Annotated in this window: 23 protein-coding genes; 17 read left to right on the plus strand and 6 right to left on the minus strand. The window is 69.3% G+C overall.

All coding sequences use genetic code 11. The annotated features are described in order from the left end of the window. Window positions 1-121: 121 nt before the first annotated feature. The 9 genes from AMK34_RS38910 to AMK34_RS38950 all read left to right on the plus strand — a co-directional run bounded on the left by AMK34_RS38910 (window position 122) and on the right by AMK34_RS38950 (window position 7,453). Entirely contained in the window at window positions 122-838 is a 717-nt protein-coding gene (locus AMK34_RS38910) for a helix-turn-helix domain-containing protein (protein WP_073848802.1), read from the plus strand. 93 nt (window positions 839-931) lie between these two features. After that, complete coding sequence (locus AMK34_RS38915; protein ID WP_073848804.1) at window positions 932-1,792, plus strand: NAD(P)-dependent oxidoreductase; 861 nt, start codon at window positions 932-934, stop codon at window positions 1,790-1,792. After that, window positions 1,789-2,178, plus strand: coding sequence for a nuclear transport factor 2 family protein (locus AMK34_RS38920; RefSeq protein ID WP_073848806.1), 390 nt, complete (start codon window positions 1,789-1,791; stop codon window positions 2,176-2,178). Before AMK34_RS38915 ends, AMK34_RS38920 begins: the two co-directional genes overlap by 4 nt. Further along, window positions 2,175-3,245, plus strand: a complete 1,071-nt coding sequence (locus tag AMK34_RS38925) for a maleylacetate reductase (protein WP_073848808.1) — start codon at window positions 2,175-2,177, stop codon at window positions 3,243-3,245. Before AMK34_RS38920 ends, AMK34_RS38925 begins: the two co-directional genes overlap by 4 nt. Next, a complete protein-coding gene (locus AMK34_RS38930) occupies window positions 3,242-4,111 on the plus strand; it encodes an intradiol ring-cleavage dioxygenase (protein ID WP_073848811.1) in 870 nt (289 codons plus the stop codon). Before AMK34_RS38925 ends, AMK34_RS38930 begins: the two co-directional genes overlap by 4 nt. An 83-nt stretch (window positions 4,112-4,194) precedes the next feature. Beyond that, the gene (locus tag AMK34_RS38935) at window positions 4,195-5,406 is read left to right on the plus strand and encodes an MFS transporter (protein ID WP_073848814.1); all 1,212 of its coding nucleotides are present in this window, start codon (window positions 4,195-4,197) and stop codon (window positions 5,404-5,406) included. A gap of 8 nt (window positions 5,407-5,414) precedes the next feature. Continuing rightward, complete coding sequence (locus AMK34_RS38940) at window positions 5,415-6,467, plus strand: zinc-dependent alcohol dehydrogenase (RefSeq protein WP_073848983.1); 1,053 nt, start codon at window positions 5,415-5,417, stop codon at window positions 6,465-6,467. A gap of 84 nt (window positions 6,468-6,551) precedes the next feature. Continuing rightward, window positions 6,552-7,022, plus strand: a complete 471-nt coding sequence (locus AMK34_RS38945; protein ID WP_073848816.1) for a carboxymuconolactone decarboxylase family protein — start codon at window positions 6,552-6,554, stop codon at window positions 7,020-7,022. Beyond that, window positions 7,019-7,453 (plus strand): ester cyclase, encoded by a 435-nt coding sequence (locus AMK34_RS38950; protein WP_037345201.1) that lies wholly within the window; start codon window positions 7,019-7,021, stop codon window positions 7,451-7,453. The genes AMK34_RS38945 and AMK34_RS38950 overlap by 4 nt, the downstream gene beginning before the upstream one ends. Window positions 7,454-7,456: 3 nt before the next feature. On the opposite strand, the gene sigJ is transcribed toward AMK34_RS38950, so the two are convergent. The 4 genes from sigJ to AMK34_RS38970 all read right to left on the minus strand — a co-directional run bounded on the left by sigJ (window position 7,457) and on the right by AMK34_RS38970 (window position 10,651). Continuing rightward, window positions 7,457-8,368, minus strand: a complete 912-nt coding sequence (gene sigJ, locus AMK34_RS38955) for an RNA polymerase sigma factor SigJ (RefSeq protein WP_073848818.1) — start codon at window positions 8,366-8,368, stop codon at window positions 7,457-7,459. A gap of 85 nt (window positions 8,369-8,453) precedes the next feature. Next, a complete protein-coding gene (locus AMK34_RS38960) occupies window positions 8,454-9,272 on the minus strand; it encodes an RNA ligase family protein (RefSeq protein WP_083650126.1) in 819 nt (272 codons plus the stop codon). A gap of 102 nt (window positions 9,273-9,374) precedes the next feature. Then, complete coding sequence (locus AMK34_RS38965; protein ID WP_073848821.1) at window positions 9,375-9,950, minus strand: ankyrin repeat domain-containing protein; 576 nt, start codon at window positions 9,948-9,950, stop codon at window positions 9,375-9,377. Window positions 9,951-10,099: 149 nt separating this feature from the next. After that, on the minus strand, window positions 10,100-10,651 hold the full coding sequence (locus tag AMK34_RS38970; protein ID WP_037345206.1) for a GlcG/HbpS family heme-binding protein: 552 nt from the start codon (window positions 10,649-10,651) through the stop codon (window positions 10,100-10,102). 186 nt (window positions 10,652-10,837) lie between these two features. On the opposite strand from AMK34_RS38970, the gene AMK34_RS38975 reads away from it, so the two are divergent. Further along, complete coding sequence (locus tag AMK34_RS38975) at window positions 10,838-12,007, plus strand: sensor histidine kinase (protein WP_073848823.1); 1,170 nt, start codon at window positions 10,838-10,840, stop codon at window positions 12,005-12,007. After that, window positions 12,004-12,630 (plus strand): response regulator, encoded by a 627-nt coding sequence (locus tag AMK34_RS38980; protein ID WP_037345210.1) that lies wholly within the window; start codon window positions 12,004-12,006, stop codon window positions 12,628-12,630. The genes AMK34_RS38975 and AMK34_RS38980 overlap by 4 nt, the downstream gene beginning before the upstream one ends. Window positions 12,631-12,661: 31 nt before the next feature. Here AMK34_RS38980 and AMK34_RS38985 read toward each other — a convergent pair whose 3' ends face one another. Next, a complete protein-coding gene (locus AMK34_RS38985; RefSeq protein ID WP_073848825.1) occupies window positions 12,662-13,720 on the minus strand; it encodes an aldo/keto reductase in 1,059 nt (352 codons plus the stop codon). Between the two features lie 117 nt (window positions 13,721-13,837). On the opposite strand from AMK34_RS38985, the gene AMK34_RS38990 reads away from it, so the two are divergent. The 4 genes from AMK34_RS38990 (at window position 13,838) to AMK34_RS39005 (ending at window position 16,409) form a co-directional block, all read left to right on the plus strand. After that, complete coding sequence (locus AMK34_RS38990) at window positions 13,838-14,677, plus strand: helix-turn-helix transcriptional regulator (protein ID WP_073848827.1); 840 nt, start codon at window positions 13,838-13,840, stop codon at window positions 14,675-14,677. Window positions 14,678-14,910: 233 nt separating this feature from the next. Beyond that, on the plus strand, window positions 14,911-15,279 hold the full coding sequence (locus AMK34_RS38995; RefSeq protein WP_073848829.1) for a roadblock/LC7 domain-containing protein: 369 nt from the start codon (window positions 14,911-14,913) through the stop codon (window positions 15,277-15,279). A gap of 25 nt (window positions 15,280-15,304) precedes the next feature. Further along, complete coding sequence (locus AMK34_RS39000; protein ID WP_038510936.1) at window positions 15,305-15,676, plus strand: hypothetical protein; 372 nt, start codon at window positions 15,305-15,307, stop codon at window positions 15,674-15,676. A 22-nt stretch (window positions 15,677-15,698) separates the two neighbouring features. Next, window positions 15,699-16,409: a hypothetical protein gene (locus AMK34_RS39005; RefSeq protein ID WP_073848831.1), complete on the plus strand. Its 711-nt coding sequence runs from the start codon at window positions 15,699-15,701 to the stop codon at window positions 16,407-16,409. A 69-nt stretch (window positions 16,410-16,478) separates the two neighbouring features. Here the strand turns inward: AMK34_RS39005 and AMK34_RS39010 are convergent, their stop codons facing one another. Beyond that, complete coding sequence (locus AMK34_RS39010; RefSeq protein ID WP_073848833.1) at window positions 16,479-17,603, minus strand: S1 family peptidase; 1,125 nt, start codon at window positions 17,601-17,603, stop codon at window positions 16,479-16,481. Window positions 17,604-17,799: 196 nt separating this feature from the next. Here AMK34_RS39010 and AMK34_RS39015 point away from each other — a divergent pair, with 196 nt between their 5' ends. Together AMK34_RS39015 and AMK34_RS39020 are read left to right on the plus strand one after the other, a co-directional pair. Next, window positions 17,800-19,449 (plus strand): fatty acyl-AMP ligase, encoded by a 1,650-nt coding sequence (locus AMK34_RS39015; RefSeq protein ID WP_073848835.1) that lies wholly within the window; start codon window positions 17,800-17,802, stop codon window positions 19,447-19,449. Next, on the plus strand, window positions 19,442-19,705 hold the full coding sequence (locus tag AMK34_RS39020; protein ID WP_037345229.1) for an acyl carrier protein: 264 nt from the start codon (window positions 19,442-19,444) through the stop codon (window positions 19,703-19,705). Before AMK34_RS39015 ends, AMK34_RS39020 begins: the two co-directional genes overlap by 8 nt. Window position 19,706: the final 1 nt, after the last annotated feature.

A 19,706-nucleotide genomic window follows, 5' to 3' on the forward strand; every position in this document is an offset into this window, starting at 1 on the left:
TTTAATGCTACTGAACGGTACTGTCAAGTGAGACGCGCCGCAGGTCACCCTGGCCGGCGCGGAGGCTCGAACCCGGCGGTACTGTTCAGTGCCGTCGAACTGAGGTGCAAGGGGGCTCGCGGTGGAGGACAGGATCGGGCCCGCGCTGCGGCAGGCGCGGGAAGAACGCAAGCTGAGCCTGCGCAAGGTGGCGACCGCCGCCGGGATCTCGGCGAGCCTGCTCTCGCAGGTCGAGACCGGCCGGTCCCAGCCTTCGGTGAGCACGCTGTACGCGCTGGTCAGCCACCTCGGCATCTCGCTCGACGAACTGCTCGGCATCGGCGCGGGCACGCCCGCCGCCCAGGAGCGGCCGGCCGCGCCGACGCCTTCCGGGGTCGTCCAGCGTGCCGCGGACAACCCCGTCCTCGAGATGGCGAACGGCGTCCGGTGGGAGCGGCTCGCCATCGGCGGCCAGACCGACGTCGACGCCCTTCTGGTCACCTACGAGCCCGGCGCGGCCAGCTCGGTCGACCGGAAACTGATGCGGCACAGCGGAACCGAGTACGCCTACCTGCTTTCGGGCGAGCTGACCCTGCTGCTCGACTTCGACCGGCATCTGCTCGCGCCGGGCGACTCGCTGTGTTTCGACTCCACCCGTCCGCACATGTACCTCAACCACGGCACCGAACCCGCGCGCGGCGTGTGGTTCGTATCCGGCAGGCGCGACCTCGACCACACCCGCGAGTGGGTGGAATCCCAGGTCGGGGGCCTCTCCGGCGAGAACCGGGCGCGGCCGTCGAACGCCGTCGAGGCCCTGGCGCTGCTGGGTGTCCCGTCCGTGAAGGGCGACCGCGACTGAGGCTCTCCCGTCCGCTGCTACTTGACGCCTGCGTTCAAGTGTTCAATATTAGTGAACACTTGAGCAAGGCAAAGGTGACGGAGAGGAGATGCCGTGCTGATCGGATTCGCCGGCCTCGGCCGGATGGGGCTGCCGATGGCCCTCCGGCTCGTACGGGCGGGACATACGGTCCTGGCCCATGACCCGGGTCTCGGCCGGGTGCCGGAGGGCGTCACGGCGGTCGGCTCGGCGGCCGGGCTCACCGAAGCGGAGCTGTCCATCAGCATGCTGCCGGACGGCGCGGCGACGCGGGATCTGGTGCTGACCGGGCTGGCCGGTGCCGGACGGGACCACCTGCACGTGGTCATGGGCACCGTCGGACCCGCGCTCGTGAAGGAACTGGCCCGAACCGGGCCGGTGGACGTCATCGACGCGCCGGTGTCCGGGAGCGTGTCGATGGCCGAGGCAGCGACGATCACCACCATGGTCGGCGGCACCGCGGAGCAGTTCGAACGGGTCCGCCCGATCCTCGCGGCGATGACGTCGGCACAGTTCCACACCGGTCCCGCCGGTTCGGGGTCCGCGGCGAAACTGGCGGTCAACGCCGTGCTCGCCACCCTCAGCCAAGGCGTCGCCGAGGGCCTGCTCATCGCCGAAGCGGGCGAGCTGGATCTCAAGGTCTTCTATGACGTTCTGCGCGCGAGCGCGGCGGGCGCGCCCTACGTCGGCTACAAGGAGGCGGCGTTCCTTGCCCCGGCGTCCGCCGGTGTCGCGGCCCCGATCTCGTTGATCCGCAAGGATCTCGGCCTCGCTCTCGAACTCGCCGCCGGACTCGACCTGCCGGGGGCGGAAGCCGCGTACGCCGTGCTGGACGAGGCGACGGCGACAGGGCACGGCGAAGAAGACATGGCTCAGGTGCTCGCGGCGCTGCGGCTGCGCAACCGGCCGGTGACCAAGGAGGAAGCACTCGCATGACCAGCGGCGACGTCGAAACGACCATCCGCGCCCTCGAGGACGCCCGGTACGAGGCGGTGATCGCCGGCGATTTCGCCGCCTTCGCCGCGCACGCCCATCCCGAACTCGCGTACACCCATTCGAACGCGGTCACCGACACCCTTGAGTCCTATTTGGACAAGCTGCGTTCGGGTTTCTACGTCTACCACCGCATCGACCATCCCGTTGACCGGATCACGGTGGCCGGCGACACCGCGGCCGTGGTGGGACGGATGCACGCCGACATCACCGCGGGCGGGACCCGCAAGACCCTCGCGAACCGGTCATTGGCCGTGTGGGTGCGCGAGGACGAGCGCTGGTTGCTGCTGGCGTATCAGCCCACCGTCCTGCCGGAGCCCGCGCGATGAACGCCTTCGTCTACGACGCGTTGCCGGGCCGGGTCGTGTTCGGCCCCGGTGTCGCGCGGACCGGGCTGCTGAACGAGGTCGACACGTTCGGCGCCGGGCGGATCCTGCTCGTCGCGGCGGATTCGGAGGCGGACCTGGCGCGTGAACTGTGCGCCCCGTTCGCGGACCGGATCGCGTCGACGTTCTCGGGAGTCCGTCCTCACGTCCCGGTCGAGGTCGCCGAACGCGCCCGAGCGGCGGCGGCCGGAGCGGATCTCGTGCTGTGCGTGGGCGGGGGATCGACGACCGGGACGGCCAAGGCCGTCGCGCTCACCACCGGGCTGCCGATCGTCGCCGTGCCCACCACGTATGCCGGATCCGAGGTCACCCCGGTGTGGGGGCTGACGGAGGAGAGCCGCAAACGTACCGGCACCGATTCGCGGGTGCTGCCGCGGACGGTCGTCTACGATCCCGGACTCACCCTGACGCTGCCCGTGGACCTGTCCGTCGCGAGTGGACTGAACGCGATGGCGCACTGTGTTGAAGCGTTCTGGGCGCCCCGGCGGAATCCGGTGTCGAGCGCCGTGGCCGAAGACGGGATCCGGCATCTCTCCGCCGGACTGCCCGCGGTCGCCGCCGACCCCGGTGACCTCGACGCGCGTACCGAGTTGCTGCTCGGCGCGTATCTCGCGGGCTCGGCCTTCGCCGTCGCGGGATCGGGGCTGCACCACAAGATCTGCCATGTCCTGGGCGGCGCCTTCGACCTCCCGCACGCTCAGACCCACGCGATCGTGCTCCCGTACGTCCTGGCGTTCAACGCGTCCGCCGCACCCCGAGCGGCTTCCCGGATCGCTTCCGCGCTCGGCCTGGCCGACGCTGTCGAGGGATTGCGGCGGCTCGGCGAAAAGCTCGGCGTGCCGGCCGGTTTGCGGGAACTCGGCCTGCGCGAGGACTACGCCGACGTCGTGCTCGAAGACATCCTCGCGCTCGCTCCCGCCGACAATCCGCGTCCGGTCACCGCCGACGGCCTCGGCGCCCTGCTGCGTGCCGCCTGGGCCGGGACCGATCCCGCGAAGGAGATCCCATGAGCCCCGCTTCGGACCGCGAACAGGCCGTGACCGACGAGGTGCTGGCCAGTTTCGACGGGACCACCGATCCACGGCTGCGGCAGGTCATGCAGAGCCTCGTCCGTCACCTGCACGCCTTCGCCAGGGACGTCCGCCTGAGCGAACGGGAATGGGAGGCGGCCATCGGGTTCCTCACCCGCGCCGGGCAGATCACCGACGACCGCCGCCAGGAGTTCATCCTGCTGTCCGACGTCCTCGGCCTGTCCATGCTGACCGTCGCCATCAACGAGCCGAAGGTGCCCGGGGCGACCGAAGCGACGGTGTTCGGCCCGTTCTTCGTCGACGACTCGCCGGAGATCCCGCTCGGCGGGGACATCGCGCGCGGCGCCGCCGGGACACCGTGCCATGTGTCGGGGCAGGTCCGCGACACCGACGGCACCCCGATCCCGGGTGCGCGGGTGGACGTGTGGGAAGCCGACGAGGACGGTTTCTACGACGTCCAGTACACCGACGACCGCACGGCGGGACGAGGCTGGCTGCGTACCGGGCCAGGCGGCGAATACCGGTTCTGGTCGGTCCTGCCCGCGCCCTATCCGATCCCGCACGACGGCCCCGTCGGCGATCTGCTGAAGGCGGCGGGCCGGGGGCCGATGCGGCCCGCGCATCTGCACTTCAAGGTCACCGCGCCGGGGTATCGGACGCTGATCACGCATATCTTCCTCGACGGCGACCCCTACCTGGACGACGATGCCGTGTTCGGCGTCAAGGAAGGTCTCGTCGTGGAGAGCGGGAAGCACCACGGCGGCACCGCCCCCGACGGCTCCCGGCCCGCGGGTGAATGGGCGAGCCTGACCTTCGATCTCGTGCTCGTCGCCGAGCCCGCCTGACCCTGCTTTTCCCGCCCGGCGGCCCCCATCACGGGGGCCGTCCGGTTCCCCCTGCCCGGAAAACCTCACTGTGGAGGCGCAAGATGCGAAGTACCCGATGGATCGTGTTGGGCGGGTGTTTCCTCGCGTATCTGTTCGACGCGCTGGAAATCGTCCTGCTGTCGTTGTCGCTCCCGGCGATCCGGCACGACATGGGCCTGTCCGCGACGCAAGCGGGTCTTCTGGCGACCGCGACTTTGCTGGGCATCGGGGTCAGCAGTGTCGCGGGCGGCTACGTGGCGGACAACTTCGGCCGGAAGAAGGCGCTGATCGCGTCGCTGGTCATCTTCGGGGGGTTCACCGCGGCCTTGGCGGTCGTGCCGAACTTCGCCGTGTTCCTGATCCTGCGGTTCCTCGCCGGGATCGGACTCGGCGCGGTATGGAGCGTCGTGTCGGCGTATGTGGTCGAGACCTGGCCTTCGCGGCACCGGGGCCGCGCCGCCGCGTTCGTGATCAGTGCCTTCCCCGCCGGAGGCGCGCTCGCCGCGGTGGTGTCCGGGCAGTTCCTGCCCGACTGGCGGCTGATGTTCCTCGTCGCCGGCACTGCGGTGGCCGTGCCCGTACTCGTCGTGCTGGTGTTCTTCCGCGAGTCGGCCGACTGGGTCGCGCACAAGGTGCAGCGGACCGAGCACGCGGTCACCGTGCGGGACGTGCTGAACGGATCGCTGCGCCGGACCACCTTGCTGGGCACGCTCATGGCCGCGCTGGCGCTCACCGGTTATTGGGGTGCGACGACCTGGCTGCCGACCTATCTCACCGCCGAACGTGGTCTCCCCGCGGGCGACGTCGCCCTGTTCGTGACGATCCTGAACCTGGGAATGTTCCTGGGATACAACGGTTTCGGCATGCTCGCCGACCGGGTCGGCCGCCGCAGGACGATCATCCTGACCTTGCTCGGCGTCGCGCTCACTCTGCCCGTCTACGCCTTCACCACCCATCAGGCGAGTCTGTTGTGGCTCGGCCCGCTGTTCGGCGCGTTCACCGCCTTCTTCGGCATTTTCGGTTCTTATCTCGGCGAGTTGTTCCCCACACGAGCCCGCGCGACCGGCGCGGGATTCTGCTTCAACGTCGGCCGCGGTATCTCCGCCTTCGCACCCTTCGGTCTGGCAGGGCTCGCGGGAGTCGTCGGCTTCAGCGGAGGACTCCTGGTGTGCGCCGGTTTCTTCGCACTGGCCGCGCTGGCGACGTTGCTGCTGCCGCGAACCGGCGCCCACGAACCCGTCGCCGACCGGCTCGAAGTCGAGGCCGGCACATGAGCGGGACCATGAAAGCCGCCGTGTACCACGGAAACCGCGACCTCCGGATCGAGCGGGTCCCGATTCCGGAACCCCGCGCGGACGAGGTGCTCTTGGCCGTCCGGCGCAGCGGTATCTGCGGCACCGACGCGACCGAGTGGGCGGCCGGGCCGGTGATGGTGCCGCTGCACCGGCGGCATCCGGCCAGCGGTCACGTCGGGCCGATGATCCCCGGCCACGAGTTCGTCGGCGAGGTCGTCGACGGCCGTGGCGGGCTGCCCGCGGGCACGCTCGTCGCGGCGGGTGCCGGAGTCTGGTGTGGACAGTGCGACCGCTGCGCGCTGAGTCGTACCAACATCTGCCGTGCCTACTACACCCTCGGCCTGAACGCGCCGGGTGGCTTGGCCGAGTACGTCGCGGCACCCGTCAAGACGGTGAGGCCCATTCCCGACGGGCTCCCGCTCGACGCGGCGGGAATGGCGCAACCGCTGGCGGTCGGCCTGCACGCCGCCCGGCGCGCGGGAGTACGCGACGGCGACTCCGTCGTGATCATCGGCACCGGTGCGATCGGCACCTTCGTCCTGGCCGGTCTCGGTCATCTGAGGCAAGCGGAGGTCACCGTGATCGACCTCCCCGGAACCAAACTCGAACGCGCTTTGAAGCTGGGCGCGAATCGCACACTCTCCGCACGCGAGGACGTCGTCGACGCGGTCTTGGAGAGCACCGCGGGCCGGGGCGCCGACGTGGTGATCGAGGCGAGTGGTGCACCCGGGCAGTTCGAGACCGCGCTGAGGATGGTGGCCACCGGCGGCCGCGTGCTGGCCGTCGGCCTGCCCAAGGAAAAACCCGCCGTGGACCTGTTCGCGCTCACCCTGCGCGAAGTCACCGTCGACTCGACCGTGGCCCACGTCTGCGACGAGGACCTGGGCCCGGCACTGGAGATCCTGTCCGAAGGCACGCTCGGGCCGCTGATGCTCCATTCCGTGATCGGGCTGGACGATCTGGTCGCCCGTGGCCTCGAACCGCTCGCCGATGGACAGGTCGACGGCAAGATCCTGGTCGCGTTCGGCGGACCCCGGTGACCTCGGCGGAGATCACCGGCCTCACATTTCGCGCGGCCGCGTCGTCGGTAGGGCAGAAACATCCACTACCGCAAGGAGAACACGATGATCGCGCGGCTCGACTACTTCGCCAACCCGGTCGGCGGAAAGTTCATGAGGCCCCTGATCTCGGCAGGAAAGGGGCTGGCCGACTCGCCGCTGTCGCTCACGATCCAGGAGCTGGTCCGGATGCGCGCGAGCCAGATCAACGGCTGCGCGGTGTGCCTGGACATCCACACCAAGGAAGCCGCCGCCGCGGGCGAAACGGACGTGCGGATCAACCTGGTCGCCGTCTGGCGTGAGGCGACGGTTTTCAGCGAGGCCGAACGTGCCGCGCTGGAGGTGACCGAGCAGGCCTGCCGCATGGCCGACGGCGGCGGGGTCACCGATGAGGCGTGGGCGAACGCCGCCAAGCATTTCGACGAGGACCAGCTCGCCGCTCTGGTGGGAGTGATCTCGCTGATCAACGCCTTCAACCGGGTGAACGCCATCGTCCAGAACCCCGGCGGCGACTACCGGGTGGGGCAGTTCGCATGACCATCACCGAGACGGCACGCAATCGGGCGGCGTTCAGCCGCTTCCACGAGGCGACCAACACCGGCGACTTCGCCGTCATCGAGAAGACGATCGACGAGGTCGTCGCGCCGGACGTGGTGTTCCACGCGCCGGTACCGATGGAGACGACCGGAGCTCAGGCACTGAAACAAGTGTGGACGGTCCTGCTTCGCGCCTTCCCCGACCTGCGGGTCAAGGCCGAGGACGTACTCGCCGACGGGGACAGGATCGTCTGCCGGAACACCGTCACCGGTACCCATCAGGGCGAGTACCGGGGACTGCCCGCCACCGGGAAGACCGTTTCCTACAACGAGATCTTCATCCTCCGCTTCGCCGGAGGGCGGGTCGCCGAGATCTGGGGTGTGGTGGACGTCCTCACCCAGCTACGGCAACTCGGCGCCCTCGCGGCGTAGCGGTCAGGCTCCGGCCCAGGGCCGGAGCTTCTCCGGATTCCGCATCCCCCAGATGTGCTGGATGCGGTCCCCGGCGACGTGGAACGCGAAGACGGCGACGGTCTGTCCTGCCTGCTGGAGCACGAGGCCGGGCAGGCCGTTGACGTCCCGCTCCACCAGATCGAGGCCGGACGTCCACCGCGCCAACGTCATCAGATAGGAGGCGACCTCGTCGCTCCCTTCGAACGGATGCAGTGCCGCCCTGACGACCCCGCCGCCATCGCTGGCCGCCTTCACGTCGGGATCGAGGAGACCGATGAGCGCTTGGATGTCCTGGGCCTCCCAAGCCTTCTTGAATTCCCTGACGAGATCGGCCTGCCGGGCGACCGGGGTGGGCGCGACCTGCGTCGCGCGAATACGTCGTCGCGCGGAGGACGCCAGCTGGCGGCAGGCGGCCGGGCTGCGGCCGACGATCTCGGCGACTTCGGCGAAGGCGTAACGGAACACGTCGTGCAGGACGAACGCGACCCGCTCGGCCGGGGTCAGCGACTCGAGCACGACGAGGAACGCCATGTTGATCGACTCGTCGAGGGTGATCCGGTCGGCCGGGTCGACGGCGGGCGGCCGCCCGGTCGTCCACTCGACATGCCCCGGCAGCGGTTCGGGAAGCCACTCGCCGACATAGCGTTCCCTCCGCGCACGCGCCGACCCGAGGAGGTCCAGGCAGATCCGGCTGGCGACCGTCGTCAGCCAGGCTCCCGGGGACTCGATCGCGTCCCGCTGCGCGGGGGATAAGGCGTACCAACGGGTGTAGGTCTCCTGCACCACGTCCTCGGCCTCGGAAAGGGAGCCGATCAGGCGATACGCGAGCCCGATCAGCTGGCGCCGCTCACTCACGATCGCCTTGAGTCCCGGATCGAGCGTCGGTTCGTTCATGGGTTCGTCCCCCTGGTCGCGTGTGGTGTCCCGGGTACGACGAGACACCGCCGCCGGATGTGAGGTCACCTCCGGCGGCGGCGGGCTAGGCCATCACCGCGCGGGGGAAGTCCTTGCGCTTGATCTTGGCCCGGCGTCCGTCGGGATGGTGGAACACGACGCCCTCGGCCACGTGCCCGGGCGAGAACCGGCTGTCCAGCGTGTCGAGGAAGTCCCGCAGTTCGTGGTAGCTGCGCGGTACTTCGGGCAACGCCGGTGCCTGGAGATCGAACGGGACGCACCGGTGCTCTTCCAGCCCGAGGGGATTGCCCTGGATACGTGGGCCGAGCGCCTCGCTCGGATGCTCCCCGTCCGGCCAACCGGACACGTCGGTGTTCCCGGCCGCGGCGAGGATCCACTTGTCGTCGGCGGATTCGCTGTCGGTGTCCACGTACCAGCCGTCCACGATGCCCTGCTGCTTCTGCGCCTTGCTCGGGTTGCGGCGCCGCTCGACCCGGACCAGCTGTCCCGCGCGCACGGTCAGCCGGACGTTGGTGCCGTCGAGTTTCTCGGTTCCCACCCCGGCACCGTCGAATACCCAGGCGCACTCGGCGCGAGGCCGGTCGACGACGTGGAAGCGCTCGTCGCGCTCGAAAAGCGTGGGGATTTTCTCCATGACTGTCTTGCCTTTCACGACGTGCCCGATGAGTTCCTCAGGAGTGATGGCGCCGGCGGTCAGCCCACCGGCGAGCGCCCGTATCAGCTCCGCCACGGAAACGTCGGCTTCGACGGCAACGTGCTTCAGCGCCTTCTTTTCTTCAGGGGAGATCCACGCGACCAGCCGTGACCACCCTTCAGGAGGCGTCCATCGGGCCAGTGCCGCCGAGTCCTTGCGCGGCCTGCCCCGTCCTCGTGCCTGCTCCACGGCTGAACCGTAGCCAGCCGTGGAGACTTGTGTCAATTGGCATAACAGAAAATAATCGCCAGGTGAGGGCCCGGTCCGGAGGGTCGATCAGCCCCGCCGGAGTCAGTGTGCCCCGGCTTCGCCGAGGATCCGGGCGACGGCCGTCTGGCCCTTGGTCCGGGCGTGGGCGAGAGGAGTGACGCCCTGCTTGTCGGCGAGATTCACATCGGCGCCCGCGGCGACGAGCGCCCGGACCACCTCCTGATGGCGCGGCCCGCCGTCGCCGAGGATCACCGCTTCCAGCAGCGCGGTCCAGCCGAGGTCGTTCACGTGGTCGACGTCGATCCCGCTGCCCGCCACCAGCCGCACGTACTCGGCGTGCCCGCGTTCGGAGGCGGGGATCAGCGAGACCCCGCCGTACCGGTTGGTGATGGTCAGATCCGGCTTGGCTCCGAGCAGCAGCTTCGCCATCGGGACGCTGCCGGTGACCCCGGTGACCAGCCAAGGTGTGTCGTGCCGCCCGTCGAGCGCGTTCGGGTCGGCGCCCGCCTTGACGAGGATTTCGGCGATCTCGAGCCGGTTCTCGGTGACGGCGACGAGCAACGGGGTCCGGCCGCGATCGTCGCGGGTCTCCAGGTCGGCGCCGTCGTCGACGGCCTGCCGGACCCGGTTGGCGTCGGCTTCGAAGAGTTGGCTCACAGGGACTCCTTGACGGGGCGGCTGGGACGACGCGGGTGGCGTGGTGGTGGTGCTCGGTGCCGCCGGGGGTGGCGCGCTCGGTGCCTGCGGGGAGCAGGCACCGAGCACGAGGGCGGCGAGCAGAGCCACGATCGCCCGCTCACCGATCATCAGCGAAGTTCCCCGATGGCGCGCAGGCCCGCCGCGGCGAACTTCTCGTCGAGGTCGCCGCTGGGCGCGCCGCCGACACCGATCCCGGCGATCGGGCCGCCGTTCGCGGCGACCGGCACACCGCCGCCGAGGAAGAGCGTGCCCGGGATGTCGCGGATGGTCGGACCGTCGCCCTGGGCGTTCTTGGCCAGCGCGGAGGTCGGCTGTCCGAAGGAGACCGCGGTGAAGGCCTTCCGCTTGGCGGACTCCTCCGTCTGCGGCCCGGCGCCATCGCCCTTGAGCAGGACGCGGACGTCGCCCGACCGGTCGATCACGGCGACGGTGACTCGCTGGCCCTCCTTCTCAGCGGCGTCCAGCGCGGCCTGCGCGGCGCGGGTGGCGGCGTCGACGCCGAGCACGCTGGTCTGCACCACGGCCTGCGCGGCGGCGGGCGGCTGGGGCTTGCGGTCCTGCTGTGCCTGCGCCGCGCCCACGCCGGTGGCCAGCGCGACGGTCGCGAGGCCGGCCGTCATGCCCAGGACGAGACGAGTGCGGGGGAGCTTGGCGTTCATCGGATTTCCTTTGCGGTGAGGGGGTGTTTCGTTCTCCCTCGACTTTCCCGCCTGGCGGGCCGTGGCGAATCGGGAGAGCGGATATCGATCGGACGCCGAGCGGTCGGTGCGGGCATCAACCGAACGATTGATGCGGAGCACCCCGCCATCCCACATACGATCATCGGCGAGGAAGGGAGGACCGGAATGAAACCGCATCTGGGCGAGACCACAGGGCTGAACGCCGCGATGCACGCCGGGTTCTTCCTGCTGCTCGCAGCGTCCGTGGCACGGTTCGTCGCGGGGCACGGATTGAGCGGTGCCACCCCGCTGATCCTCGTGCTCACCGGCGCGCTCGCGCTGGTCTACGTGGCGGGTGTGCTGAGCTGGGAGGCGCTCGACCGGTGGCGTCCGGTGTGGCTGACGGCGGTGATCGCGGTCTGGCTGGCACTGGTGGTGGCCGCGCCGAGTTTCGCCTGGTGCGCCGTGCCGTTGTTCTTCGTCTGCCTGCAGATGCTGCGCCCGCGGATGATGATCGCGGTGGTCGTGCTCCTGACCGTCGCGACCATCCTCGCCCAGCTGAGGATCGCGGACGGGTTCGATCCGAGCATCGTGCTCGCGCCCATCGCGGTCGCGCTGATGGCCACGATGACGTTCCTGCAACTCGACCGGGACCGGCACGAACTGGGTCAGACCGTCGGGGAGCTCCTGCGCACCAGGATCGACCTCGCCGAGAGTCAGCGAGTGGCCGGGATGGTGGAGGAACGGGAGCGGCTGGCGCGAGAGATCCATGACGTCCTCGCGCAGGGGCTTTCGAGTCTGCGGATGCTCCTGCAGGCGGCGCAGCGGTCGTGGGACACCGATCCGGCGCTGGCCAGAGCCCACGTGTCCCGCGCCGTCGACGCGGCGGGGGACAACCTCGACGAAGCCCGCCGGTTCGTCAAAGGTCTCGGGTCGCCGCGGCTGGAGAGCACCGGCCTCGGCGAGACCCTGAGCGCGCTCGCCGAGCAGGTCGCGTTCGCCGCCACGCACCCGGTGCGCTTCGAGACCAGTGGGGATCCGTATCCCCTGGAACCCGAAGTGGAGGCCTGTCTGCTCCGGGTCGCGCAGAGCGCGCTGGCGAACGTCAGCGAGCACGCCAGGGCGACGAAGGCCGCCGTCACACTGACCTATCTGGCCGACAAGGTCGTCCTCGACATTCGAGACGACGGCGTCGGTTTCGCCCCGGCTTCGACCCGCGCGAGCGGCCTGCGGGGGAACGGGTTGCGGATGATCGGTGAGCGGGTCGCCGAACTCGGTGGTGAGATGGTCGTCGAGAGCGCGCCGGGAGAGGGCACCGCGCTCGCCGTCGCCGTGCCCACCAGGGAGGTTCGATGACCGTCCGGGTGCTGATCGTCGACGACCATCCGGTCGTGCGGGCCGGTATCGCCGCGTTGCTGGCCGGTGAGCCCGGCTTCGAGGTGATCGGCGAGTGCGCGAGCGCCGAAGAGGCCGTGCGCTTCGCGACCGCCCAGAAGCCGGACGTCGTGCTGATGGACCTGCAACTCGGCGACGGTCCGGACGGCGTGAGCGCCACCGAACGCCTGACCGCCCTGCCGGATCCGCCGAAGGTGCTGGTGCTCACCACCTACGACGCCGAGCTGGACATCACCAGGGCGGTGGCCGCCGGCGCCACCGGTTACCTGCTCAAGGCGGGACCGCCCGAGGACCTCTTCAAGGGCATCCACGCGGCCGCGCGTGGAGAGACCGCGTTGGCGCCGCAGGTCGCGGCCCGGCTGTTCGGGCATATGCGGGCTCCGGCGCCAGCGCTGAGCCCTCGTGAGACCGAGATCGTGCAGTTGGTGGCGGAAGGGTTGATCAACCGGCAGATCGCCGCGCGCCTGTTCATCTCCGAAGCCACGGTGAAAACACACCTCGTCCACATCTACGACAAACTCGGTGTCGACAGCCGTGCCGGTGCGGTCGCCGTCGCCACGGAACGGAGGATCATCCGCAACTGAAGGCGTCGCCTGCCGGGCCCATCCACGAGGTTCAGCGGCGCGGTTCGATCGTCATGTCGCCACGGGTCAGCGCGAGGATCGAGTCCCTGGCGAGGATGTCGTGCGGGAAGCCGAGTTCGATCGCGGAGGCCTCGCCGAGGCGGGCCAGGTGCGAGTCGGTGAACTCGACCTCCAGCGCGCCGAGGTTGTCCTCCAGCTGCTCGGTGGTGCGGGCGCCGATGATCGGTGCCGTCACGCCCGGGTTCCGCAGAGTCCAGGCCAGACCGACCTGGGCGGGAGTGTGGCCGAGTTCCGCGGCGACCTCCTGCACGACGTCCACGATGGCGAAGTTGCGCTCGGTGAGTGTGCCCAAGGCGAGGTTGAAGTCCTTGCGGGTGCCGTCTTCTGACGGCGTCGCGGACAGATCGGCTCGGCTGTACTTCCCGGTGAGCACCCCGCCGGCCAGCGGCGACCAGGGCACCACGCCCAGGCCCATCTCGCGGGCCATGGGGATCAGGTCACGTTCCCCGGTGCGCTCGATCAGGTTGTACTCGATCTGCAGCGCGATCAGTGGAGACCAGCCGCGCAGGTCGGCGATCGCCTGCATCCGCGACACCTCCCAGGCCGGGGTGTTGGAGATCCCGACGTACAGGACCTTGCCCTGCCGGACCAGATCGTCCATCCCGCGCAGGATCTCTTCGACCGGCGTCGTGAAATCCCACAGGTGCAGGTAAAGCAGATCGATGTAGTCCGTGTCCAGTTGCCGCAGGCTGGCTTCCACCGACGCGAACAGGCTCTTGCGCTGGCCGCCCCCCGAATTCGGGTCGCCGGGGCGGCGCAGGGTCGTGTACTTCGTCGCCAGCACGAGACTTTCGCGGCGGTCCCGGGCGAATTCGCCCAGCAGCCGCTCGGAGCTGCCGTTGGTGTAGGTGTTGGCGGTGTCGATGAAGTTGCCGCCGCGTTCGACGTAGCGGTCGAACAACTTGCGTGCCTCGTCCTGCTCGGCGCCCCAGCCCCATTCCGTGCCGAAGGTGGCCGCGCCCAGTGCCAGCGGGGAAACCCGCAGCCCGGACCGGCCCAGCAGCCGATAGGTGTCGAGGGTGAGCGACATCGGGTCCTCCTGTGCTCGTGTTCCGTTGTCGAAGACGAGTCTGCGACCGCCGCGAGCGGGGGATAAGGGAGAACACTTCCTGGGAACAGGGGTCCTACCCTGGCTGTTGGACCGGACATGACGACCTCCACCGTGGACACGACACAGGAGCTGGCCGCGTTCCTGCGGACCCGGCGGGAACGCCTGGACCCGGAGGAATTCGGCCTGCCGTCGCGCCGTCGGTCCCGGCGGACCCCGGGGCTGCGCCGCGAAGAGGTCGCCGAACTGGCGGCGGTCAGCGTCGACTACATCGTGCGGCTGGAACAGGCCCGTGGGCTGCGGCCGTCGGCCGACGTCGTGGAGGCGCTGGCCAGGGCGCTGCGCCTGGCTCCCGACGAACGCGCCTACCTCTTCGATCTGGCCCGACAGCGTCCCCGCAACGCCGACAAGCCCGCCACCACCGCGGCACCGTCGCTGGCCCGGCTGGTCGCGGATCTTTCGCCGCTGCCTGCCATGCTGATGAACCACCGCTACGACATCCTGGTCTGGAACGACGAGATGGCGAGGCTGCTGGTGGACTTCGGCACCCTGCCGCCGTCGCAGCGGAACGCGATGTGGTTGTGCCTCAAACACCCCGAGATCCGCGAGTTCTACGCGGATCGTGAACGTGTCGTGCGGGAGGGCATCGCCCATCTGCGCGCCGCGTGGGCCGCGCATCCGGACGACCAGGCCCTGACCGGGCTGATCACCGAATTCACCGCCGACGAGGAATTCGCGCGGCTGTGGGCGGAACGCGACGTCAAGGTCAACGGCCGCGGGCGCAAGGTGATGCGGCATCCCGAGGCCGGTGTGGTCGAACTGGACTACGAAGTGCTCACCCCGCTCGAGGATCAGGACCAGCGCTTGGTGATCTACCGCGCCATGTCCGAAGAAAGCCGCTCGGCGCTGGGCCGGTTGTTCACCCTTCCCCGGCGGTAGGCAATTCGCGTACCGCGCCGATTTCCGGTGCCGACGGTACGAAGAAACCCATGACCTGGCGCGTACACGGAAAGTGTATGAGCCGATCGCGTGATGCGCCTATGACGTCGGTTCGACGCATAGGTGACGGCTGATTTCGGTGGTACGGTCCATCGCGGTCGAGAAACCTCCAACGAGTGATCATTGCCTCGTGTCATTCAGTGATGGGCCTTCGGAAAAAGAGAGTATGAGTCGTGGATTTCGACGCACTGATCGCCGAATTGCGGACCTTGCGGGACAATGTCGCCGGGGTGACCGACACGGTGATAGCCGCTGTCGACGGAATACCGATCGTCGCCGACGCGGCGAAGAACATCGACCCCGCGGAGGTTTCCGCGCTTGCCGCCGCGAATCTCGGGATCGCGCGCCAGGCGGCCGAAGTGACGGGCAAGGGCACGCTGCGGCAGACCGTCGTGTTCAGCAGTGACGGCTACATGGCCGTTTACGCCATCGACCGGATGGCGCTCATGGTCATCATGGGAGACCGGCAGCTGAATGTCGGCCGCCTTCTTTTCGAATGCCGCCCGGTCATCGATCGGATCAGCTCGATACTGGCCGCTTAGTCGTCAAACCAGGAAAGTGAGTCCGATGAACATCGATAACGCGCTCAAGGAATGCATGTCGATCGCCGGGGCGGTCGGTGTCGCGCTGGTCGATTACGACAGCGGGATGTCGCTCGGCACCAGCGGGGGAGGTGATTGGCTCAATCTGGAGGTCGCGGCGGCGGGTAACACCGATGTCGTCAGGTCGAAGATGCGGGTCATGTCCGCCCTGTCGCTCAACGACAGCATCGAGGACATCCTCATCACGTTGCACCGCCAATATCATTTGATTCGGTTGCTGGATTCCGTGAACGCCAGGAGCTCCCTCTTCCTGTACCTGGTGCTGGACCGGGACCAGGCGAATCTCGCGCTGGCCCGGCACTATCTCAAGCGCGTCGAGACGGAGTTGCAGGTCTGAAGACGAACGGGGGAAGCCGGCGATGACCGGAGTCGCGTCCAGTCACCACGCACTCGTCGCCGGCTCGGCGCTCATCGGCGTTCTCGGCTCGTTGTTCCCGGCGGGGGTGAAGCTCGTCGGCGATCGACTCGAGTTCGTGTTCGTCCTGCCGGACGGCCGCGAGGCCCTGGACGCCGAACCATCGGACCACCCGTTCGTCGCGGTGAAGGAACGGATCCGGCAGGGTGGCGGGATACCACCACCGCGGTTCTTCCTCGACACCGACGGCAGGTGGACCCGGCTGCACGTGGAGCTCGCCGGAATCGCGGTCCGGGCGGTGATCGTGCTGCCGGACGAGCTGACGGCGGGGGCGATCAACGCGCCGTTCCTCGGCCATTGGCAGAACCAGGTGCCCGGCGCCGTGCGGCTCGCGGTGGACGAGTTCGCCCGGATCCTCGCGCGGTGCCGTCATCGTGCCGGGGGACCGGAGCCACTGATCGACCTGGAACTGGTGTACGTGCCCACCCGGGACTTCGAGGCCGTGTTCGCTCGCGCCCACGAGCCGGTCCGGCCGTTCGTCGCGCCGGTCCGTCCCGCGTTCAAGATGCGCTGGCACGCGGTGACACCCGCGCAGCGCAAGGCCTTCACCGCTGACCTGATCGACGTCACGAGCGCGGGCCGGTGGCTTCGCCGCAGGCCGACCGCGACGGTCATGGGAGTCGAGCTGGAACTCCCGCCGAGGCACTGGCGCTAGGCCATCGCGTGTCCGTGAAGGCCTCCTTCACTACCTTCAGGGTAGGCAAGGAGGCCTTCACGGCCTGCGTCAGGCGGTGACGAGCGACAGACCGTAGTTCTGCAGGATCTCGTTCACCGGCTGGAACCAGGTCTCACCCCCGGAACCGCAGTTGCCCCAGCCGCCGGAGGTGACGCCCTGCGCCTGGTCGCCGGTGATGAAGGAACCGCCGGAGTCGCCGGGTTCGGCGCAGACGTTCGTGCGGGTCATCTGGTGGACGGCGCCCTGCGAGTAGTTGACCGTCTCGTTGTGCCCCAGCACGGTGCCGCAGTGCCAGTGCGTCGTCGAACCGGACCGGCACACCGACGTGCCGACAGGCGCGACCCACGAGCCGCGGACGAGCGCGTCGCTCACGGTGCCCCAGCCGAGGACGACCGGCGCGGTCCACCAGCCGTTGCCGATCCGGATGAACGCGTAATCGTTGCCGGGGAAGGAAGAACCGGCGAAGCTGCCCATCGCCGAGCCGTCCCAGCCGACGACCGGGCTGCCGGTGCCGCCGCAGTGACCGGCGCTGACGAATCCACCGTGGACGCTGAACCCGATCGAGCAGCGGGTGTTCCCGTTGATGTAGTACGGGTCGCCGCCGACGGTACCGGCCGCGAACGGTTCGGCCTTGGGCGCGGTGACCGTCGTGACCGGGCCGGATTTCCTTGCCCTGGCCAGGAAGTCGTCGACGTCGGCACCTTGCGCGCCCGGCCGCAGCGCGACGACGACGCTGCCGCTGCGCGGGTCGGCGCGCCAGCCGCTGACGGCGGCGGGGGCGGGCCGGGTCTTGGCCGACATGTCGATTTCGGCCTTGGCCGCGTCGAGTCGGGCCGCGCTGATCGCGACCGCGGTGGGTTCGGCGCCTGCCTCCCGGACCGCGGACGCCGCCGCGGGATCGGTCACCCCGACGACGAGTGCACCGCGCGCCGGATCGAACCAGGCGCCGCCGAACGCCGCGCCGGCGGCCCGCTGCGCGGCGGGCAGCACCCGCGAGGCGGTCATTTCCTGGGTGAGCCGGGTCGATGCCTGCGCGGCGGTGAGCCCCAGATCACGCTGCATCGCGGCGAGCAATCCGGGGGAAGCCTGCGCGACCGGGGCGAAGGCGGCGGAAGTGAGACTCGCGGTCAGGACGGCGGCGCCGCCGAGTGCCAGGGCGATTCTTCGACGCATGGTTACTCCTCCAAGGCCGGGGGAAAGAAACACACTGCCCGCCGAGTGTGGGGCCGTGACCGGCGAAAGAGCGAGGAATGTCCGGTCTTCTGTCCGGAATTCCCTAGAGCGAACGCCGCCGTTGAACGTCTACTTAGGACAGTCTGCGAGCGGGCCCTCCGCGCGCTCTCGCGGCGGTTCCAGTACGTTGCGGGACATGACCGCGTCGCCGGAGGATGTGCCGGAACAGGTGCTGCGCACCTCGATCGTCGAGCGGCTGTTCGCTCGTGAGGCCGACCCGCGGCCGCTGTTCACGCACCAGGACCACAGTGCCGGTGTGGACAGCACGGTCACCTGGACGGAGTTCGTCTCCCGAGTGCGAGTGGTCGCGGGCGCACTGCGCCTGGTCACACGGCCGGGTGATCGCGTCGCCGTCCTCACAGGCCAGGACCTGAATTACCCCTTGGCCTTCTTCGGTGCCCTCGCCGCCGGTCTGGTGGCCGTGCCGTTGATGGCGCCGGGCAGCGCTTCCCAGCGCGGCAGGCTCACCGGGGTGCTGGCGGACTGCGGCGCAAGGGTTTGGCTGACCTCTTCGGCCGCCGTCGCGAAGGTACGTGAAGCCGGCGAGCCGGATCACCTGATCGTGGTGGACGAGCTCTCCGGGCCGGGGATCGATCCGGTCCCCGTCGCGCCGGAAAACCCCGCGTATCTGCAGTACACGTCCGGATCCACCCGGGAGCCCGCCGGTGCCGTGATCCCGCACCGGGCGGTGGTCGCCGCCTGCTGGCAGGCGAGCCGGGCGTACGCCGTCGACGAGGGCACGACCTGTGCCGGATGGATCCCGTTCTTCCACGACATGGGCCTGATCCAGCTGTTGTGCCTGCCGGTTCACGCGGGAGCGCGATCGGTGTTCATGTCGCCCGCCGAATTCGTGCATCGCCCCGTGCGCTGGCTGCGGCAGCTCGCCGATCACCCGGCCGTGTTCACCGCCGCGCCGAACTTCGCGTTCGACCTGGCCGTCGAAGCCGCCGAAGAAGCAGGGGAAGACCTCGATCTCTCCGGCGTCCGGGTCGCGCTCAACGGCGCCGAACCGGTGCAGCCACGGACGGTCGCGCGCTTCCTGGAGGTCTTCGGCCCGCGGGGGTTCCGCGCCGAAGCGCACCGTCCGTCTTACGGCCTGGCGGAGGCCACTGTGTACGTCGCGAGCGCGGGCGCCGAAGGACCGCGAAGCGCGGTATTCGACAGAGAAGCCCTGGCACAGGGCCAAGCGATCGAGATTCCGGACGGCCAGGAACTCGTCTCCGTCGGGCGCCCGCTCGGCCAGCGGGTCCGGATCGTCGGCGACGGCGTGGCGCGACCCGACGGCCTCGTGGGGGAGATCTGGATCCACGGACCGAACGTCGCGTCGGGATACTGGGGCCGTGGTGACGCCGCCGCGTTCGGAGGCGAACTCGACGGCGTCGGCGGTTGGCTGCGCACCGGTGACCTCGGTGTGTTCCACCACGGGGAGCTCTACATCACCGGCAGGCTCAAGGATCTCATCGTCATCGACGGCCGCAACTTCCACCCGCAGGACATCGAAGCCGTGGCGGGGGAGGCGCATCCGGCGATCCGCCGCGACCGCGTCGCCGCATTCGGTGTCTCGGACGAAAGGGGCGAAGGGGCGATGTTGGTAGCCGAATGGGCAAAGAACGCCGATGCGGATGTCAAAGAAGTGACGAGAGTGGTATTGCGCGCCGTTTCACGGGAACATGATCTGACGCTGCGATCTGTCCGTCTGGTTCCCTCCGGTGACCTTCCGCGCACTTCCAGTGGCAAGGTCGCGCGGGCTGCGGCGAGGGCGCGTTATAGTCGGCCCCGTGGGTGATCACCGCGCGGAGGTCGTGAAGGTCGTCAGTGAGACTTTTCGGCTTGATCCCGCCGAAATCGAGTCCGACGCGCCGCTCGAAGAGCTGGGTATCGACTCCAAGGGACGGATAAAACTCCTGTCGGCGCTGGAGATCTACCACGACGTGAGGATCGATCTGGACCAGCTGGACCGGTTCACCGACATCGGGTCGGTGGCCGAAGTGCTCGAAGAGGCACTCGGCGGTAAAGCCGACGGATCCGACGAAAGGCGCTGAA

This window comes from Amycolatopsis sp. CB00013 (assembly GCF_001905755.1).
In the GTDB taxonomy this organism is placed as follows: domain Bacteria; phylum Actinomycetota; class Actinomycetes; order Mycobacteriales; family Pseudonocardiaceae; genus Amycolatopsis; species Amycolatopsis japonica.

Excerpts from the sequence above, each read along its gene's own strand:
- AMK34_RS38920 (WP_073848806.1), top strand. The coding sequence starts at position 1,789 with ATGACCAGCGGCGACGTCGAAACGACCATCCGCGCCCTCGAGGACGCC.
- AMK34_RS38925 (WP_073848808.1), top strand. The coding sequence starts at position 2,175 with ATGAACGCCTTCGTCTACGACGCGTTGCCGGGCCGGGTCGTGTTCGGC.
- AMK34_RS38930 (WP_073848811.1), top strand. The coding sequence starts at position 3,242 with ATGAGCCCCGCTTCGGACCGCGAACAGGCCGTGACCGACGAGGTGCTG.
- AMK34_RS38935 (WP_073848814.1), top strand. The coding sequence starts at position 4,195 with ATGCGAAGTACCCGATGGATCGTGTTGGGCGGGTGTTTCCTCGCGTAT.
- AMK34_RS38940 (WP_073848983.1), top strand. The coding sequence starts at position 5,415 with ATGAAAGCCGCCGTGTACCACGGAAACCGCGACCTCCGGATCGAGCGG.
- AMK34_RS38945 (WP_073848816.1), top strand. The coding sequence starts at position 6,552 with ATGATCGCGCGGCTCGACTACTTCGCCAACCCGGTCGGCGGAAAGTTC.
- AMK34_RS38950 (WP_037345201.1), top strand. The coding sequence starts at position 7,019 with ATGACCATCACCGAGACGGCACGCAATCGGGCGGCGTTCAGCCGCTTC.
- sigJ (WP_073848818.1), bottom strand. The coding sequence starts at position 8,368 with ATGAACGAACCGACGCTCGATCCGGGACTCAAGGCGATCGTGAGTGAG.
- AMK34_RS38970 (WP_037345206.1), bottom strand. The coding sequence starts at position 10,651 with ATGAACGCCAAGCTCCCCCGCACTCGTCTCGTCCTGGGCATGACGGCC.
- AMK34_RS38975 (WP_073848823.1), top strand. The coding sequence starts at position 10,838 with ATGAAACCGCATCTGGGCGAGACCACAGGGCTGAACGCCGCGATGCAC.
- AMK34_RS38980 (WP_037345210.1), top strand. The coding sequence starts at position 12,004 with ATGACCGTCCGGGTGCTGATCGTCGACGACCATCCGGTCGTGCGGGCC.
- AMK34_RS38985 (WP_073848825.1), bottom strand. The coding sequence starts at position 13,720 with ATGTCGCTCACCCTCGACACCTATCGGCTGCTGGGCCGGTCCGGGCTG.
- AMK34_RS38990 (WP_073848827.1), top strand. The coding sequence starts at position 13,838 with ATGACGACCTCCACCGTGGACACGACACAGGAGCTGGCCGCGTTCCTG.
- AMK34_RS39000 (WP_038510936.1), top strand. The coding sequence starts at position 15,305 with ATGAACATCGATAACGCGCTCAAGGAATGCATGTCGATCGCCGGGGCG.
- AMK34_RS39005 (WP_073848831.1), top strand. The coding sequence starts at position 15,699 with ATGACCGGAGTCGCGTCCAGTCACCACGCACTCGTCGCCGGCTCGGCG.
- AMK34_RS39010 (WP_073848833.1), bottom strand. The coding sequence starts at position 17,603 with ATGCGTCGAAGAATCGCCCTGGCACTCGGCGGCGCCGCCGTCCTGACC.
- AMK34_RS39015 (WP_073848835.1), top strand. The coding sequence starts at position 17,800 with ATGACCGCGTCGCCGGAGGATGTGCCGGAACAGGTGCTGCGCACCTCG.